The organism is Streptomyces sp. DSM 120436 (assembly GCF_055778765.1).
Genome location: NZ_JBSKBS010000002.1, coordinates 532,641 through 549,956 on the forward strand (window position 1 = coordinate 532,641; position 17,316 = coordinate 549,956).

At 71.9% G+C, this 17,316-nt stretch carries 11 protein-coding genes and 2 pseudogenes; 6 read left to right on the forward strand and 7 right to left on the reverse strand.

Annotated features, from left to right (window positions below; all coding sequences use genetic code 11):
* Positions 1-208: 208 nt before the first annotated feature.
* Positions 209-1,627, forward strand: a complete 1,419-nt coding sequence (locus ACWH4W_RS24295; RefSeq protein WP_473077979.1) for a PP2C family protein-serine/threonine phosphatase — start codon at positions 209-211, stop codon at positions 1,625-1,627.
* Positions 1,628-1,658: 31 nt separating this feature from the next.
* On the opposite strand, the gene ACWH4W_RS24300 is transcribed toward ACWH4W_RS24295, so the two are convergent.
* A complete protein-coding gene (locus ACWH4W_RS24300; RefSeq protein ID WP_473077980.1) occupies positions 1,659-3,149 on the reverse strand; it encodes a DNA-binding protein NsdB in 1,491 nt (496 codons plus the stop codon).
* 235 nt (positions 3,150-3,384) lie between these two features.
* Between ACWH4W_RS24300 and ACWH4W_RS24305 the strand changes: the two genes are divergently transcribed.
* On the forward strand, positions 3,385-4,521 hold the full coding sequence (locus tag ACWH4W_RS24305) for an aminoglycoside phosphotransferase family protein (protein ID WP_473077981.1): 1,137 nt from the start codon (positions 3,385-3,387) through the stop codon (positions 4,519-4,521).
* 329 nt (positions 4,522-4,850) lie between these two features.
* Positions 4,851-5,681 (forward strand): annotated as a pseudogene (locus tag ACWH4W_RS24310) (N-acetylmuramoyl-L-alanine amidase); the annotation flags it as partial.
* A gap of 39 nt (positions 5,682-5,720) precedes the next feature.
* Here the strand turns inward: ACWH4W_RS24310 and ACWH4W_RS24315 are convergent.
* On the reverse strand, positions 5,721-6,728 hold the full coding sequence (locus tag ACWH4W_RS24315; RefSeq protein ID WP_473077982.1) for a recombinase family protein: 1,008 nt from the start codon (positions 6,726-6,728) through the stop codon (positions 5,721-5,723).
* A 289-nt stretch (positions 6,729-7,017) separates the two neighbouring features.
* Positions 7,018-7,614, reverse strand: a complete 597-nt coding sequence (locus ACWH4W_RS24320) for a TetR/AcrR family transcriptional regulator (RefSeq protein WP_473077983.1) — start codon at positions 7,612-7,614, stop codon at positions 7,018-7,020.
* Between the two features lie 153 nt (positions 7,615-7,767).
* Between ACWH4W_RS24320 and ACWH4W_RS24325 the strand changes: the two genes are divergently transcribed.
* Together ACWH4W_RS24325 and ACWH4W_RS24330 are read left to right on the forward strand one after the other, a co-directional pair.
* Positions 7,768-10,311: an MMPL family transporter gene (locus tag ACWH4W_RS24325; RefSeq protein WP_473077984.1), complete on the forward strand. Its 2,544-nt coding sequence runs from the start codon at positions 7,768-7,770 to the stop codon at positions 10,309-10,311.
* Positions 10,312-10,429: 118 nt separating this feature from the next.
* Positions 10,430-10,726, forward strand: a complete 297-nt coding sequence (locus tag ACWH4W_RS24330) for an antibiotic biosynthesis monooxygenase family protein (protein ID WP_473077985.1) — start codon at positions 10,430-10,432, stop codon at positions 10,724-10,726.
* Positions 10,727-10,990: 264 nt separating this feature from the next.
* Here the strand turns inward: ACWH4W_RS24330 and ACWH4W_RS24335 are convergent, their stop codons facing one another.
* Positions 10,991-14,035 (reverse strand): Tn3 family transposase, encoded by a 3,045-nt coding sequence (locus tag ACWH4W_RS24335; RefSeq protein ID WP_473077986.1) that lies wholly within the window; start codon positions 14,033-14,035, stop codon positions 10,991-10,993.
* Between the two features lie 150 nt (positions 14,036-14,185).
* Between ACWH4W_RS24335 and ACWH4W_RS24340 the strand changes: the two are divergent.
* Positions 14,186-15,325: pseudogene (locus ACWH4W_RS24340) on the forward strand (N-acetylmuramoyl-L-alanine amidase); the annotation flags it as partial.
* Between the two features lie 78 nt (positions 15,326-15,403).
* Here the strand turns inward: ACWH4W_RS24340 and ACWH4W_RS24345 are convergent.
* The 3 genes from ACWH4W_RS24345 to ACWH4W_RS24355 all read right to left on the reverse strand — a co-directional run bounded on the left by ACWH4W_RS24345 (position 15,404) and on the right by ACWH4W_RS24355 (position 17,268).
* Complete coding sequence (locus ACWH4W_RS24345; RefSeq protein ID WP_473077987.1) at positions 15,404-15,901, reverse strand: glycosyltransferase family protein; 498 nt, start codon at positions 15,899-15,901, stop codon at positions 15,404-15,406.
* A gap of 91 nt (positions 15,902-15,992) precedes the next feature.
* Complete coding sequence (locus ACWH4W_RS24350; RefSeq protein WP_473077988.1) at positions 15,993-16,895, reverse strand: universal stress protein; 903 nt, start codon at positions 16,893-16,895, stop codon at positions 15,993-15,995.
* A gap of 130 nt (positions 16,896-17,025) precedes the next feature.
* Positions 17,026-17,268, reverse strand: a complete 243-nt coding sequence (locus ACWH4W_RS24355; protein ID WP_473077989.1) for a DUF397 domain-containing protein — start codon at positions 17,266-17,268, stop codon at positions 17,026-17,028.
* Between the last annotated feature and the right edge of the window lie 48 nt (positions 17,269-17,316).

The following is a 17,316-nucleotide window of genomic DNA, read 5'->3' on the forward strand; positions in this document are numbered from 1 at the left end:
GTCATCTCACATGCGTATCATGGGACTTGGGATGTCGAGCAGGTCCCGGGTGGCTACCTCGCGGTAACTCCGCGGGGACGGTGACATATGCCGACGGCACCGCCTCATCGTGTGTTGCCGAATCCCTCACAGGCCGTCGCGGGCTGTGCGACAGTCGTGACGGTCCCTCTCCGCCCGAAGGCCGTACCGTCCCGCATCGGAGTGCGTCATGCCGTCCCCCCTCCCCGCGGACCGCCCCGCCGCCCGGCCGCCGGGACGCGGTCCGGTCGACGCGCTCATCTCGCAGACCCGGCGGCTCAAGGGCGAGGTGGACGCGGTGCGCCGCGACACCCCGGCCGACGCGGGGGACCCCCGGGAGCGCTGGCGTCGCGCGCTGTACGACCTGGCGATGCACCAGCTCGACGACCTGGACGAGCACCTGGCGCAGCTGCGGGACGACCCGTCGCCCGCACCGGGCGCCCCGGCCGAGGAGTCACCCGTGCCGCCGGACCCGCCCCGCGCCTTTCTGCTCAGCCGGGTGGGCAGCGCGGAGTGGCACCTCCTCACGGACGAGGTGAGCTGGTCCGGCGAGCTGTACCGGATCCTCGGCCGCGACCCGGCCGCTCCCCCGCTCACCCTCGACGAACTGCCCTCCCTCGTGTTCGACGAGGACCGGCCGCGGCTGACCGAGATGGTCACCGGCTGCCTGGTCGACGGCCGGCCCATCGACGGGGAGTTCCGCGTGGTGCACGCGGACGGCGGCATACGGACCGTGCACATGAGGGGCGAACCGGTGCTCGGCGCCGACGGCAGCACCGTCTCCATGTGGGCGGTCCTGCGCGACGTCAGCGAACTGCGCCGCTGCCGAAGGGCGGTGAGCGAGACCCGTGACTCGCTGCACCGGCACGCCGCCGCGCGGAGCGAGCACCGGCTCGCGGCCGAGCTGCGGGAGGCCGTGCTGCCGGCGTGGCACGGCTCCCTGCGCTTCCCGCGGCGCGGCCCGCGGGCCCTGGACGTGGCCGCCGCCCGCCTGCCGCCCTCCGGGCGCGCACCGGTCGGGGGCGACTGGTACGACGCCCTCGAACTGTCCGACGACGCGACCCTGCTCGGCGTCGGCGAGCTGACCGGACACGGCATGGGCGCCGTGTCCGGCGTGGCCCTGCTGCTCGGCGCCGTCCGGGGCATGGCGCTGGCCGGCGCCGCGCCCGGCCCCCTGCTGGACCGCCTCGACCGGCTGCTCGGCGCCACCGCCCAGCCGGCCCTGGCCGGCGCCGTCTGCCTGCGCTACCGGCACGACACCCGCACCGCGGTGTGGGCGCGGGCCGGCAGCCCCGCCCCGCTGCTCTACCGCGGCCGGGCGGGGCGGGCGCTCGACGCACCGCGGGGGGTGCCGCCGGACGCCGCCCCGGGCACCGGACACGGGCAGGCCGAGGAGACCCTCGAGGTCGGCGACCTGCTCCTGCTGCACACCGACGGCCTGGTGCCCGGGCACACCGGGACGGCCGCCGTCCACCGCCTCCTCGCCCTGGCGCCCCGGTTCGCCGGGGGCCGTTCCGCCCAGGACTGCGTCCGGGAGGTCGTACGGGAGATCGGTGAAGGGGAGCGTGCCGAGCACGCCTGTGTGCTGGTGGCGCGGGTGGCCTCATGACGAGGGCGGAGCCGCGCGGCGGCGCGTGACCTCAGGCCTTGGCGCTGCCGCCCTTCCCCCACTGGTGGGGCAGCGCCACCTCGATCTCCTCCCGCAGCTCCTGGATCCTCGGGTACGAGGCGTACTCGGCGGTCAGCCGGTACATCTGGCGCAGCCGGTCCCAGGTGCGGCGCGAGGAGTTCTGGCCCATCGACACCAGGGCGAGCCGCGCGAACCGGTCGGCCTGCTCGGGGTCGTCGGCGATGAAGCACGCGGAGGCCATCGACAGGAAGTCGAAGATCTTCGACCGCTGCTGGGCGTCCACCCGCAGGGCCAGCGCCTTGTCCGCGTAGTGCTGGGCGTGGACGGCCGCGCCCGGCTCGAACTCCGCGAGCGTCCGGTACGCCAGGGCCTGCATGCCGTACAGGTCCGCCTCGTTGAACAGCTGCATCCAGTCCGGCGGCGGCGCGTCCCCCTTGTCGGAGACGAACAGGTCCTCGGCCTGGCCCAGGGTGCGGCGCATCGCCTGGCCCTTGCCCATGGACGCCTGCGCCCAGGCCTCGATGGTGTGGAACATGGCGCGGGTGCGGGGCAGCATCTGGTCGCCCGAACCGGACTGGGCGAGCTTCATCAGGTCCAGCGCCTCGCCGGGCCGGCCCAGGTGCACCATCTGGCGTGCCGCGCGGGACAGCGCCTCGCCGGCGCGCGGGCGGTCGCCGCCCTCCCGTGCCGCGTGGGCGGCGATGACGAAGTACTTCTGCGCCGTCGGTTCCATGCCGACGTCGTGCGACATCCAGCCGGCGAGGACGGCGAGGTTGGCGGCGACACCCCACAGGCGCCGCTGCAGATGGGGCGGGTGGCGGTAGGCGAGCATGCCGCCCACCTCGTTGAGCTGCCCCACGACCGCCTTGCGCTGGAGCCCGCCGCCGCGGGCGGCGTCCCAGGCCCGGAACACCTCCACGGAGCGCTCCAGTTCCTCGATCTCCTGCGACCCGATGGGGGCGGCCTCGTAGCGGTCGAACCCGGCGGGTTCGACGTGCAGGGGATCGTGCAGGCGGGGGGCGTCTGCGGTCAGGGCCGGATCGGTGTGCAGCCAGTCGTGCATGGCGCTGCTGAGTGCGGAGCCCGCGGTGAGGGCGGCGCCCGCACCCACCAGGCCGCGTCGGTTGAGCATGAGGTCCATTCCCGTGAATTCGGTGAGGACCTCGGCCGTCCGCTCGGGCGCCCACGGCATTCCGTCGGGATGTTCCGCACTCCCGGCGCGTGACCGTTTCCCCGTACGCCCGCGCCGGACCAGACCGAGATCCTCGATGGTCACGACACGGCCGAGACGCTCGGTGAACAGAGCCGCCAGCACCCGCGGAACCGGATCGCGCGGGATCTCTCCCATGTCGATCCACCGCCGCACCCGGGAGGTGTCGGTCGCCAGCTGCGGATGGCCCATGGCCGCCGCCTGCCGGTTGACCAGCCTCGCGAGTTCGCCCTTGGACCAGCCGGCCAGGCCGAACAGGTCCGCGAGCCGGGTGTTGGGTCGTCCGCTCACGTCAAGCCCCCAGGTTCTCGGCTGAGTTGACAGTAGCCCCGTGGGCCATGCCGGGCGACTATTCGCCAGGGTTCGCCAGGGTTCGCCAGATGGTGTGCCAGGGGCCCTCGGGTGTCGAGTAGGAACGCGCCACCACGACCCCGTCGCCGCAGGGGCATTCCCCCAGGGTGCGGCCGGGCGGCCGGGTTGGGTGGTGCGCTGACGTCGCAGGCACACGAAGGGATCTGTATCACCCATGTACGCAGCATCGTCCTCCGTGTCCGCCCCGCCCCGGCCGCTGCGTCCGCGTCCGTCGGACAGCGGCCCCTACCTCGCCCCCGCGCGGCCGGCGAATCCGGTGCTCGGCGCGGGCAACGCACGGCGCCTCGCGGGGCCGGGCACCCAGCCGCTCAGCGGGAGGCTCGACCTGTCCGGCGCACAGGGCGCGCAGCTGCGCGCGGCGCTCGCGTCGGTGCACCGCATCTGTCCGGAGTTCACGCCGGTCCAGGTGCTGCGCCGCACCGGCCGGTCGGTCCTCCTGGTCGGCACCACGGGCCGCAGCACGGCGGTCGCCAAGTGCTTACTGGACCACTCCCCCGCGTGGAGCGAGCGCATCCGGCACGAAATAGCGGCATACCGCTCGTTCGTCCGGCAGCGTCCGCCCGTGCGGGTACCCCGGCTGATCGCAGCGGATCCGGACAACTGCACGCTGGTCGTCGAGCGCCTGCCCGGACGGGTGGTGGCGCTCCAGCGGCACCCGGTGGAAGCGCCGCCCCGGGCGGACATCAGGGCGGCACTCGGCGCGATCTGCCGGCTCAACTCCTGGCGGCCGCCCGCCGGGACGTTCGACGCGCCGCTGGACTACGCGGCCCGCATCAACCGGTACCACGAGCTGGGTCTGCTCACCGACCGGGACCTCGGCGACCTGCAGAAGCTGCTGCACGGCATCGCCGTGGCGACGGGGCGGCAGGGCATGGGACAGTTCTGCCACGGCGACGCGCTGCTCTCCAACATCCTGATCTCACCGGCCGGTCCGGTGCTGGTGGACTGGGAGCACGCGGGCTGGTACCTGCCGGGCTACGACCTGGCGACCCTGTGGTCCGTGCTCGGGGAGGCGCCCGCGGCCCGGCGCCAGATCAGCCAGATCGCCCAGGCGGCGGGCCCCGCCTCGCGCGACGCGTTCCTGGTGAACCTGATGCTGGTGCTGACCCGGGAGATCCGCACCTGTGAGACGGCCGTGCAGCGTTCGATGCACGAGTCGGCGCCGGCGTCCGCGGGGGGCCGGCCGGGGGCCGTGCCGTCCGGTGAGGAGCAGCGGCTGCTGCTGCGTCGGCTGCACGACGACTGCCAGCTGGCCCGGCGGGCCGTGCGCGCCGCGGTCGGCACCCGCTGACCCGCACGGCGCGACCGCCCCGCCGACGCCCGTGCGACTGCCCGCAGGCGACGGCCGCCGCGGGCAGTCGGGCCGTCGCTGTCGGGCGGTCCCTCCCGGGCCGTCGCTCCCGAGCCGCCCAGAGGGGGACGGCGTACGGCCGTGGCGCAGGCGCCGCCGGACGCGCCACCGGTGTAGACCGCTGACGCGCCGCAGGTCCCACCGGGGCCGCCACGAAACCGCGCACACCGCGATGGACAAGGGAATTCACGCCCTCCTGGGCATGATTGACGGCTCATCGGCCTGCCGGTACCACTGACGGGTCACCCGACCGTCCCCAGGAGGCTGCAGTGCGAGAACTCGCCACCGAGCCCGGCCGTGCGGCCGGGCCGTCACGACGCGCCGTCCGGGGTGCCTTGGGCGCCCTGGCCGCGGCCGCGCTGACGCTGCCCCTGCTGGGCGCGGCTCCCGACCCGGCCCCCTCGGCCACCGCCCGGCTGCAACAGGCGTTCGCCTCCGCCGCGGTCGCGTACGACGTCCCGCAGAGCGTCCTGCTGGGCGTCTCCTACCTGCAGTCCCGCTGGGACGCGCACGGGGGCGCCCCGAGCGTCACCGGCGGCTACGGGCCGATGCACCTGACCGACGCCCGCGCCGCGCTCGCCTCCGCCGGACACCACGCGACCGGCTCCGAGGACCCGCGCGGCGACGACGCGCGTCCCGCGCTGCGCCCCTCGGAGCTCGGCCTGGACACCGCGGAGCTGCCGGACCGGCTGACCACCCTGCCGAGGGCGGCCCGGCTGACCGGCCTGAGCGCCCAGACGCTGCGCGAGGACCCGGCGGCGAACGTGGCGGGCGGCGCCGCCCTGCTGGCCGAGGCGCAGCGCCGGCTGGGCGCGCCGGCCGGCGACGACCCGGCCGACTGGTACGGGGCGGTGGCGCTGTTCTCCGGCGCCGACGACCGCGCCTCGGCGACGGCGTACGCGAACGACGTGTTCGCGGTGATCCGGGAGGGCGAGGAGCGGGTCACGGACGCCGGGCAGCGGGTCGCCCTGGACGCCCGCCCCGAGGTGGCGCCCGACACCTCGGCGCTGGACCGCGCCGGGCTGCGCGAGGGCTCCGCGGCCGGCACGGAGTGCCCGAGGACGGTGTCCTGCGAGTGGATCCCGGCGCCGTACGAGGAGGCCCTGTTCTCCCGAAGCTGCCGCGAAGTGACAAGTAACTCAGCGTGTCGTTAGGGCCTTAGCTTCTGTGTGAGGTTCTGGCACCTCGCTGCTGGTGAGAGCGGCGAAGTCGGCGTGGGCCTGTTCGATGGCTTCGGGGTACGCCTCGCGCTTGGCGTGTTCGGCGAGCGCCCGGTAGATGCTGGCGATGGAAGGGTTCTGCCCCTTGCGCTTGCCGGTGGGGATGATCAGGTCGGGCTGGATCTGCTCGACGGACTCGCCGCCCGCACGGCGGCGGAGCACGGTGTGGAGCATGTCGTCGGTGATGACGGGCGGCCGGCCGCCGTGCTTGCCTTTGCGGGCCGCGGTGTCGAGCCCCTCCAGGGTCGACTCGCGGATGTTCTCCCGCTCGGTCTCCGCCATCGCGGCGAAGAACGCGAAAAGCAGCTTCCCCGGCCCGGTCGGGTCGTAGATCCCGGGCAGCGGGCCGGCGAGCATCTCCAGGACCAGGCCGTGGGCGGTGAGGTGGTCGGCGAGGGCGGTGAGCTCGGCGGCGTCGCGACCGAGCCGCTTCATCTCGTACACGGTGAAGATGACCCGGCAGTGCGGGGCGTGCGCCTTGACCTCCCGGGCCGTCCTCAGCGCCTCCTCGAACTTCGGGCGGACCCGCACCCGGGTGCTGATCTTCTCGGCGAAGATCTTGCCCCTGGGGATGCCGTGCTTGCTGAGCGCGTCGAGCTGGGAGTCGAGTTCCTGCCCGAGCGTCGAGCACCTCGCGTACCCGATGCGGATGTCCGCGCTCGGCAGGTCCGGGTCGATCGGCGCCGGCGGCGGGGTGCCCGGCCGCCACGGCCGGCCCGGACCCCGGTCGGCCGGGGTCGGCACCCGCAGCGCCTTCTTCAGTCGGGGCACCATCGTGAAGCGGCGGGTGTGGTAGGCGGAGGCGACCGCGCCGCCGCGCGAGCGGCACGGTGAGCCGGGCTGGGCGTCACACTTCGGACAGGCGTGCTGCTCGACGTCGTCGGCGTCCGACCGGTGATTCGGGGAGGGCGGCTGAGGGTCCGTCATGAACTCGGATTTTCGCACAATACAAGTCTCAGAAGGGGGTCTGTCCCACTTTCGAGTGAGAACGGGTTCTGAGAACGAATCCGGGACCGGCGGGGGTACGGTGGCCTGCTATTGATCTTGCTCGCGCAAAGGACCGTTTGTGCGAGCGGGTCAGTGCGTGCAGCCCATGGCTTTAGCTCGCATGTGAGCCGCCAGCGGTCTGCGTCACGGTCCGGAACGGCTCAAGATCGGGCTCGTTCTGCCAGGGCTTCGCTATCGACGGGTCTGCGAGCCGCCCGGGCGGGGTGCGTCACGGGTGCTGCGGCGAGTCGTCGTCCGCGAGCAGTCGACGCGTCGCTCCCTCCGCGAAGTCGGACACGGTCGTCAGATCGTCGCCCTGGTCGATTCTGCGGATGCATGCATCGACAACTGCCTGGACCACCGCCACGGTCAGCTCGGGCTGTGGCTGACCCAGTTCGCGCACGACCCGGGCGAGCGCCTCATGTAGCGAGACGTGCAGATTCCTCACCCGCTCCCGCGCCGAGGGAGAGAGCGAGCCGCGCGAGAGCGCGGCCCGCCAGCCGTGGGTGCCGCGAGCTGCCTGTTCGAGGTTGGCCCTGACGTAGGCGGCAGCCTGGGCGGCGGGCGTGGTCTCGCTCGCGATGGCCTGCTCCACCGCGTCGATCCAGGCGGGGAATTCGCGGGTGACGACGAGTTCGAGCAGGTCGTCGATGGAGTTGAAGTAGCGGTAGATGCTGTTGCGGGCGATCCCGGCTCGCGCGGCAACCGCTCCGGCCGTGAGGGCTTCGACGCCGCCCTCTTCCAGTAGCCCCTCGGCCGCATCGATCAGCCGCGCGAGCCGCTGGGCCCGGTGCTCCCGGACACTGCCAGCTTCAATCTTGGGCATTTTCTCCGCTTCACCTCGGACACTGTGCCGTCTCCCGCCAACCTACCCCCACGCCCGGGAGGCTGAGAGAGCGTGTTAGCTTGACACAACTTAGAGACACCCTGTCGCTAAGTTCTGTCCGTGCTTCCTGCCGAAGGCTGCCCGATGCAACCGATGAACTCCCCCGCTCTGCTCCGATGTCTCCTGGGATCGAAGAAACGCGCCGCCGTGGTGGTGGCCTTCTGGGTCCTGATCGCGGGCCTCCTCGCCGGGGTCGCCCCGACCCTGGAATCCGTCGAGGACAACGCGTCCGCCAACCTGCCGCCCGCCGCCTCGGACTCGATGAAGGCCCGTGATCTCGTCCGCGCCCAGCTTCCGGGCCAGGACGCGACGCCGGCGATCATCGTGGTCCGCGGCAAGGGCACCGACGCCGCGGCGAGCGCCACACAGGCGGTCGCCGCCATCACCTCGGCCCTTTCCGGAACCAGCCGACCCGACCATGTCGTGAGCGTGGTCTCCACGGTGACCGCTCCCGACGCCGTAGCCGAGCTGGTCTCGCAGGACCGCGGTGCCCAGCTGGTCATCGTGCCCATGAAGGGAAGCCCCTCGGACGAGTCCTTCCAGAACGCGGTCGACAAGGTGCGTGACCTCGCCTCCGACCGGGCCGGGCCCGCCGACGTCGCGGTGACCGGCCCCGCCGGGATCGCCACCGACACCGTGAAGGTCTTCAGCGGCGGTGACAAAGTCCTGCTACTGGCCACCATCGTGCTCGTCCTGATCATCCTGCTGGCGATCTACCGCTCGCCCCTGATGGCGCTCGTACCGCTTCTTGCCGTGGGCGTGGCTATGCGCGTGGCGGAGACCCTCGGCGCGATTCTCGCGGACGCCGGAGTCATCACGGTCAGCTCCCAGACCGCCTCGATCATGACCGTGCTGCTGTTCGGGGTGGGCACGGACTACGCGCTGATCATCACCGCCCGCTACCGCGAGACCCTCCTCGACGAGCCAGACCGCGCCCGCGCGATGCAGACCGCCGTGCGCCGCACCGCCGAGTCCGTCCTCGCCAGCGCCTCAACCATCGTGCTCGCCATGTTCGCCCTGCTCGTGGCCGCATCCCCGGCACTTCACGGCTTCGGACCGTACCTCGCCCTGGGCGTGGCCGTCATGGCGCTGGTGGCGTTCACCTTGATCCCCGCCCTGGTCCTCCTGCTGGGCAGGGGCGTCTTCTGGCCCGGGGGCGTGGACAAGGCCGCCGAACGCAGTCGCGGCGCAGGCATCTGGCACCGCATCGCCGCCCTGGTCGCACGGGCCCCCGTCAAGGTGGCCTCGGCCGTGATCGCCCTCCTCGTGGTGCTGAGCGCGGGACTGCTCGGCTACCAGGAGAGCTTCAACACCCTCAGCGGCTTCCGCGCCGCCACCGAGTCGGAGCACGGACAGCACCTCATCCAGGAGGAATTCGGGCCCGGCGAAATCGCCCCCAGTACCGTCGTCGTCCATGCCCAGGACAACCTGCGCTCCGGCCCCGCACCCGCCGACATCGCCACCGCGCTCACCGATGCCGATCACGTCAGCCGTGTCGCAGACCCCCGCATGGGCAAGGACGGCAAGACCGTCTTCTACGAGGTCGTCCTCGACCTCGACCCCTACAGCTCCAAGGCACTCGATGCGATCGGTCCCCTCAAGCAGGCCACGCAATCCGCAGCCCAGGCCGCCGGAGTGCAGGACGCCACGGTGCTCATCGGCGGCGAGACCGCGCAGAACGCCGACATCCGCTCCGCCCTCGACCGCGACACGACCTTCATCGTGCTCCTGGTCCTGGCCATCGTCACCGCGGTGCTCGTCCTGCTGCTCCGCTCGCTCCTTGCCCCGCTCTACCTGGTCGCGACCCTGATCCTGTCGTTCCTGGCCACCCTGGGCGCCACCACCTTCTTCACCGTGACCGTCCTCGGTGACGACGGCATCGGCAACCGCGTCACCGCGTACATCTTCGTCTTCCTCGTCGCGCTCGGCGTCGACTACAACATCTTCATCATGAGCCGGTTCAAGCAGGAACTGCGCACCCAGCCCCCGGCGAAGGCGATCACCGCCGCCCTGACACGCACCGGCGGCGTCGTCTCCTCCGCGGGCCTCATCCTCGCGGCGACCTTCGCCGTCCTGATGACCCAGCCGATCCGCGAACTGTTCCAGTTCGGCTTCGCCATGGCCTTCGGCATCCTGCTGGACACCTTCCTCATCCGCCCTCTCCTGGTCCCCGCCATCGTCCGCCTGCTCGGCGACCGCGCCCTGTGGCCCGCACGCCCCGGCACCCCGCAGACGCCTTCCACGCCCACCTCCGAACCGCCTTCCGCCGACGTGCCGGCCGCACGGACTGCCGAAACCGGCTCCAGCCGTCTGCTGCGCGCGTTCACCTGGATCGCGGTCATCGAAGCGTGCACGTGGGCAGGTCTGCTGGTCGGGATGTACCTCAAGTACATCCCCGAAACCACCGAACTCGGCGTACGGATCTTCGGCACCCTCCACGGTGCCGCCTTCATCGTCTACGTGTTCCTGACCGTCCTGGTCGCGATCCGGCTGAAGTGGCGACTGGGCCGGACCACGATCTTCGCCCTGCTGGCCGCCGTACCCCCGTTCATGACTGTCGCGTTCGAAATCTGGGCCCGCCGCACAGGCAGGCTCCCTCAGCCGACCGCGGCCCCGACCCCGACTCCAGCCCTGTAACCGCACCCCGCAGAGGGACTCGATCGGACACGCGGTGCACATCATCGCCATCGCCGTGCGCGCCTCGGCCGGGCGGGACAGCCACCGACACCACGCCAACAACCGGAAGAAGACAGAAATGATCACAGCCGTCACCGAGTTCACCGTCGCCGCGCCCGCCCAGGGCGCGTTCGAGGACCACTTCACCGCCAGCATGCGCGCCACCCTTACCGACGTGCCGGGGCTGCGCAACGCACGGCTGCTGCGTCCCCGCAAGGGCGCACACGGCTACCTGGCCGTCCTCGACTTCGAGGACGACGCCGCATTCACCGCCTACACCTCGTCGGAGGCATTCCGCGCCGCGCACGCCGACCCCACCCACTCGCTCTCCGACGACAACCGCGTCACCGTCTTCGAAGCGGTCACGCAGGTCTGACATTTCTGGTTCGGCGGATGCCGGAATAACCCGCGCGGCCGAGCCGCGCGGGATGACGCAGACGGTGCCTCCTGACCGCACTGCGGCAGCGGTGACCGCCGAGTCGAGCAAGGGCGGTCTCTCGGAGTCACAGGCAGTGACTCCGAGAGACCGCCCTTGCCTGTGCTTTCCGCGGTCCCGCAAGAAACTGCTGGCCCCGGACCCGGCGCCTCACCCTAAAGAACGATTTAATCGCTCCCTGGACAACGCCGGGAGTACGGACCATCAGGATGCCGACCCGGCCGCACCCTGCGCCGCCAGTCCGGGAATCCGCGTATCGGACGCGGCACGGGGCCCGGGGACCATAGACGTCGCGGCGGTGAGGTCGAGGTGGGAATTCATGTCCAGCTCGAACCGGCCGTAGGGGTTCACATGAGTCCAGAACAGCGGGGACAGTGCCCGCCGGTCGGCGTCGGTGAGCCGTTGCTGCCACTTCTCCTCGCTCAGGATGTCCTGGAGGAGCAGGGTGTTGACGTGCACCAGCGCGGACTGGAGCAGGTGCAGGGCGAGCATAGACACCTCCTGGGACTCCTTGTCGGAGCCGGTCAGATCGCCGTCCTTGCCGTAGAACAGGTCGTGGTTGGCGGAGTTCCAGTTCTCCACGACCTGGAGGCCGTCGTTGATCTCGCGGCGCAGGTCGGCGTCGGCGAGGTAGTCGCAGAGGAACGCCGTACGCACCGCACGGCCCAGTTCCTCGATCGCCCGGTAGGTGGGGTGCTTGGGCCCGCCGCGGGTGAAGCGGCGCAGGACCTGCTCGGCCTCGGCGGTACCCAGGCGCAGGGCGGTGGTGTACTTCACGATCTGGTCGTACTGCTGGCCAATCAGGTCCCAGTCGATCGTCTTGGTCGACAGCACTGGCGCCAGGTTCGGCCACTTCTCGTCCTGACCGGCCGCCGGCCGGTACAGCCGCGCCGAGCCGACGTTCTTCAACCGTGGGAGCAGGTTGAAGCCGAGCATGTGGGCGAAGGCGAACCCGACGATGGAGGCGCCGTGTGTGTCGGTGTACTGCCGGTCGATCTCCACGTCCGTGCAGTGCCGCAGCACGCCCTCGATCATCGCGGCGACCTCGGAGGCCGAGCAGGATTTGAGCTGGCTGTAGACGCACAGTGACTTCTTCTCGACGTGCCAGTAGATCATTACGCCGGGCCCGCGGTAGCGCTGGTGCCACTCGGTCATGAAGTTGCTCGACCAGGAGCCGAACTTCTTCGAGTCGCTCGCGCAGGCGGTGCCCTCGCCCCACCACGTCGCGTCGCGGGCGGCGAAGGTGGCGTTGACCAGCCGCACCAGCGCCGCGCGCAGGTTGGTCCGGTTGACGAACAGGTGCCGCACCCGGCGCAGGACGGCCTCGCTCTCGCCGTGCTTGCCGGTGACCGCGACCCGCTTGATGCCCATGTTCGTGCCCAGCGCGAACAGCACCAGCAGCAGCCGGCGCCGCAGCACCGCCTTCGGGACCGCCTCCCTGGTGGCGACCGAGGTGAACTCGCCGGTGAAGCCGGTGGCGAACTCGGCCTCTTTGAGGATGTCGATCAGGTCGATGGTGCCCCAGCGGCGCTCGATCTCCGCCTTCAGGGCGACCAGGTTCTCCGGCTCCTCCTGCTTACTCAGAGGCGAGACCTTGATCCATGGCTCACCGTGCCGGCGCACGATGTCTACCCCGCCCGTGATGCCCAGCTCCAGCGCGGTGTCGAAGCGGGTCAGGGCCTCGCGCAGCCGCTTGTGCAAGGCCTCGATGAACTTCTCCGGGTCCTGTGGCTGGCGGATCGCGTCGTAGTGCACGTCGCGGTTGTCCTCGAAGTCCGGCGGCAGGTCGTCCTCCGGGTTCCGCCACCGGTTCGCCCCCGGCACCCAGATCTCCCGCCGCCGCAACGCGTCTCGCAGCGCCACCAGCACACACAGCTCGTACGGGATGCGCTCCACGCGGCCCCGCTCATCCACAACCGCCTTGCGCCACTCCTCGCGCACCACCCCCGCGAGCGGGATCTTCTCCGCCTCATCGAAGAACGCCCCCTCCTTGGCGATCGGCTGATCCAGATACCGCTTGAGCAGGTCGATGGCGTCCATCACCGGCCGGTAGGCCGTGTTGTTGCACTTCAGCTCCAACGCGTTCAGCAGCGGCGAGAGCATCCGCCGCCAGTGACCCGAGTACGACGAGCGCAGCACCGTACGCACCCGGGCCCGGTAGCGAGCCTCGTTCGCCGCAGCCTCCGCCGCCAGCGCCTTCAGCGTGGACTCCCCGGCCACCGGATAGATCACCTTGCGGACCGTGCCGCCCGGCTCCGCGACCGCCGCCTCCGCCAGCCGCAGCAGGATGCCCTCCTTGCCGCGGACCCGCTTCATCTCCTTGTTGAACTCGCCCTCGACCTTCTTCTCCGCCCGCGTGTTGATCTTCTGCACGAGCTGGATGAACAGCTCCACCAGCGAGTCGGTGATCTCCGTCTCCCGCACGTGGCACAGCGTCGACAGCAGCGTGTACCGCACCGGTCCGGCCGCCGCCCGCAGGTCCGAGGGGTACTCCTTCGCCGCCCGCGCCCGCCAGGCCTCGACCAGCTTCTCCGACACGTCCGCGAAAAGCTCCGGCGGGAGCTGGAGCCCTCGCACCCGCTGGAGCTTGTTCACCTCCGCCAGCAGGCTGTCCAGCCCCAGCGCGCCCGGGTCCGCCTTCAGCTCGGTGAAGAAGGTGCCCCCGCCACCCGCGCTCTCCTCGTCCGCTCCGGCATCTTCGGCGATCAGGTCGTCCAGCCGGGGCCGGGTCGCCGCCGACAGCCGGCCCGCAGTGGCCGCGCAGAACCGTTCCTCGAACACGCTGACCGCCTTGCCCACCAGCCGGGCGATCTGCCCTGGGGTCGGCGGCTCCAGTCGGTCCTTGCGGCAGCGGGCCACCACCGCCTCCGCGAGCCGGTCCCGGTTCAGCTCCACCCCGCACAGCTCGACCGCCAGCCACTCGGCGAGCTGGGCCTGGTCCTCCTCGGAGCACTCACGGAATCCGAACGCGCCCCGGATCTCCATCCGGTGCCGCTTGATCGCCCGTCCCGACCAGTCGTACGCGGCCCACTCCTCCGCAGGCACCTTCACCTGCTGGGCGACGTACGACACCGCCGGCACCGGCATCTCCCCGGCGTCCTCCGGGAACCGGGCCTCCACCTCGAAGAACTTCAGCAACAGCGCGAACCCCAACCGGTTCGCCCTCGACTTGTTCCGCAGGCGCTCCTGGTCGTCCTCCAGCAGCGTCCAGACCTCGATCAGGTCCTCCGGCTCCCACACCTGCCGCATCCCGCGCTCCCTCCGGTCGTCACGACCGGACCAACCTCGCCGAGCAAGGCCTTCGACGAGCCCAGAAGATCAAAAACGCTGACAAACACATCCCAAGTCCGCTACAGAGAGCTACTTGTCACTTCGCCGTAGCTTCGGGAGAACAGGGCCGAGGAGTTCGGCGAGGGCGACTACGGCAACCACGACCTGGGGAACCGGCCCGCCTCGCAGCGGATCCGGTACATCGTCGTGCACGACACGGAGGGCGCCTGGGAGGGCGTCCTCCACATGGTCCAGGATCCGACCTACGTGTCCTGGCAGTACAGCCTGCGCTCCACCGACGGTCACATCGCGCAGCACGTGAAGGCGAAGGACGTCGCCTGGCACGCGGGCAACTGGTACGTCAACGCGGCGTCGATCGGCCTGGAGCACGAAGGCTTCCTCACGGATCCCGACGCCTGGTACACCGAGGCGATGTACCGGTCCTCTGCCCGGCTGGTGAGGTACCTGGCCGGCAAGCACGGCATCCCGCTGGACCGGCAGCACGTCCTCGGCCACGACACGGTCCCGGGCACCACCGCCGCCACCATCCCGGGCATGCACACCGATCCCGGCCCGTACTGGGACTGGCGGCACTACTTCGAGCTGCTGGGCAGCCCGTTGAAGGCCACGGGCGGGAAGGGCTCCGGGGCCGTCACCATCCGGCCCGACCACGACACCCACCGGCCGGTGTTCACCGGCTGCGAGGCCGCCGGGCAGCCCTGCGCCCCGCACGGGTCGAGCGCGGTGCGGCTGTACTCCGACCACGACGTGAACTCCCCGCTGATCAAGGACATCGGCCTCGGCTCCGCGCCGACCACCGGGGTGAACGACCTGTCCTCGCGGGTGTCCACGGGACAGCAGTACGCGGTGGCCGGCCGGTGGGGCGACTGGACCGCGATCTGGTACCTCGGCCAGAAGGCCTGGTTCCGCAACCCGGCGGGGAACCCGGTCGCCGTGCCGGCCAGGGCGAAGGTGGTCACCCCGCGCGAGGGCCTGGACTCCGTGCCGGTGTACGGGCGCGCGTACCCGGAGGCGGCGGCCTACCCGGCGGGGGTGCCGGTGCAGGCGGTGTCGGCGCTGCCGTACAGGGTGCTCGCGGGGCAGAAGTACGTGACCGGCGGCAAGGTGCCGGGCGAGTACTCCTACGCGGTGACCTTCGACCCGGCCTCGCACCGGGTGGTGCGCGGCGAGGAGCAGTACTACGAGATCCAGTTCGGCCACCGGGTCGGTTTCGTGCGGGCGGCGGACGTGACGGTCTCGTCGTCGTAGCGCGGGAGCGCGCGCCCTGCGACGGGCGCCCCCGGGCCGGTGCGGTCCGGGGGCGCCCGTCGTCGTCCGCGGGTGAGGTCAGCCCTGCTGGAACAGCTCCGCCGGCAGCGGCTTGAGGAGGGCGTACAGGTCGTCGGTGATCGGGCGGTCCCAGGCGGCGATGGTCACCAGGACGTTGTCGCTGCGGTCGAACTGCACGCAGGAGATCCGGCTCTCGGAGAGCTTGACGCGGCGCACGATCAGCAGGTTGTCGCCCTGCATCACCGGCACGTCCTCCGTGGAGACGACGGTGACCTCCTCGTCGTTCTCCAGCGCCAGCAGCAGCTGTCCGACCTCGAAGGGCACTTCGCCCTCGGGGACGTCACGGGCCGGGGAGCCCTCGGGCAGATTGCCGATGATCATCGCGGGACCGCGGCCGCCGAACAGGTCGTAGCGCAGGAAGACGCCGTGGCAGGTTCCGTCGGGGGCGGGCAGCAGGCCCGCGCCCAGGTTGCCGGGCCAGTCGCCCGGGTCCATGGCCAGTACGTCGAAATCGGGCCCGGCGGGCGTGGCACTGCGGCGGCGGAGGAACGACATGCCGCCATGGTACGTGGCCGGAACGCGGTCCGGACGGTCGGGCGGAGGCCTCTCGGCCACCCGCCGGCCGCCCGGTCCGGCGTCTTCCGGCTCACTCCTCCCCGGGCACGGGCGGAACGACCGCCACCGGACTGTGCGCGTGCAGCAGGACCGCCTGGGTGACCGAGCCCATCATGCGGGCCGGCGCGAACAGGCGGCGGCGGTGGCGGCCCACCACGACCAGCGAGGCGTCCCGGGACTCGCCGACCAGGTGGCCGGCCGCGTCGCCGGGCTCCACGGCGACCTCGGCGGCGACCTCCGGGTGCCGTTCCCGGTACGGGGCGAGGAAGCCGTCGGCGAGGACGCGCGTCTCGTGCTCGATCGCCTCCTGGTCGGCCTGCGCGGGCGGCACCTCGCCGGGCAGCATCATCGTCTGCAGCGGCCACGGGTACGCGGTGACGACCCGCAGTCCGGTGCGGCGCAGGGCGGCCTCCGCGAAGGCGAAGCCGAGCGTCGCCGCGTCGGGACCGTCGGCGTTCACCCCGACGACCACGGGGCCGTCCGGGCGGGCCGGCGCGTCCTCCTCGCCGCCGCGGCCGGGCCGGGGCACCACGACCACCGGGCACACGGCGTCACGGGCGGCGGCCAGGGAGTTCGACCCGAGCAGCAGGCTGGCGAAGCCGCCGCGGCCCCGGGAGCCGAGCACCAGCAGCCGGGCCTCCGTGCCGGCCTCGGGCAGCAGCGCGCCCGGCACGCCCTCCGTCACCACGTAATCGACGGACGGCGTGCCGCCCAGCTCGTCCACCCGGGCGCGCGCCTGTGCGAGCACCGGGTCCTCGTCCGCGCCGGGCGGCCCCGCGTCCCGCGCCTCCGGCCGGGTTCGGGGCAGGTCCGCGCGGACGTGCAGGACGCGCAGCGTCGCCCCGCGCCGCCGGGCGGCGTCCAGGGCCCACTCCAGGGCGCGCAGTCCGTCCTGGGATCCGTCCACCGCCGCGACCACCGGCTGGTCGTTCATGTGCCTCGCCTCCGGATACGGCATCGGGTCCGCGCCGTTCCCCGTGGGGTCCGGCGTGGCTCTCTGCGCATCACGTGTCCGGAAAAGCGCGCGGCACACGTCCGTGGGGCGGGGCGCGCCGCCGATCGGGTCAGGTCAGGTCGAAGTCGCCCTCGCGCGCACCCGACACGAAGGCCCCCCACTCGGCGGGGGTGAAGATCAGGGAGGGGTTCTCCGGACGGCCACTGTTGCGCATGGCGACGAAGCCCTCCACGAAGGCGGTCTGGACGTCGCCCAGACCTCTGCTGCCGGACTGCCCCTGTGCGTCGCCGAGGTCCAGCTCGGGCTTGTCCCAGCCCGTGAGCGGGCGCTGCTGGGTGGTGCTCTCGGCCACGTCCGTGCTCCTCCCGGTTGCCGTCGGCGCCAGCCTGGCGAGGGTCAT

What these genes read in the sequence shown, in the direction of transcription:
- ACWH4W_RS24295 (WP_473077979.1), top strand. Translation starts at nt 209, where the DNA reads ATGCCGTCCCCCCTCCCCGCGGACCGCCCCGCCGCCCGGCCGCCGGGA.
- ACWH4W_RS24305 (WP_473077981.1), top strand. Translation starts at nt 3,385, where the DNA reads ATGTACGCAGCATCGTCCTCCGTGTCCGCCCCGCCCCGGCCGCTGCGT.
- ACWH4W_RS24315 (WP_473077982.1), bottom strand. Translation starts at nt 6,728, where the DNA reads ATGACGGACCCTCAGCCGCCCTCCCCGAATCACCGGTCGGACGCCGAC.
- ACWH4W_RS24320 (WP_473077983.1), bottom strand. Translation starts at nt 7,614, where the DNA reads ATGCCCAAGATTGAAGCTGGCAGTGTCCGGGAGCACCGGGCCCAGCGG.
- ACWH4W_RS24325 (WP_473077984.1), top strand. Translation starts at nt 7,768, where the DNA reads ATGAACTCCCCCGCTCTGCTCCGATGTCTCCTGGGATCGAAGAAACGC.
- ACWH4W_RS24330 (WP_473077985.1), top strand. Translation starts at nt 10,430, where the DNA reads ATGATCACAGCCGTCACCGAGTTCACCGTCGCCGCGCCCGCCCAGGGC.
- ACWH4W_RS24335 (WP_473077986.1), bottom strand. Translation starts at nt 14,035, where the DNA reads ATGCGGCAGGTGTGGGAGCCGGAGGACCTGATCGAGGTCTGGACGCTG.
- ACWH4W_RS24345 (WP_473077987.1), bottom strand. Translation starts at nt 15,901, where the DNA reads ATGTCGTTCCTCCGCCGCCGCAGTGCCACGCCCGCCGGGCCCGATTTC.
- ACWH4W_RS24350 (WP_473077988.1), bottom strand. Translation starts at nt 16,895, where the DNA reads ATGAACGACCAGCCGGTGGTCGCGGCGGTGGACGGATCCCAGGACGGA.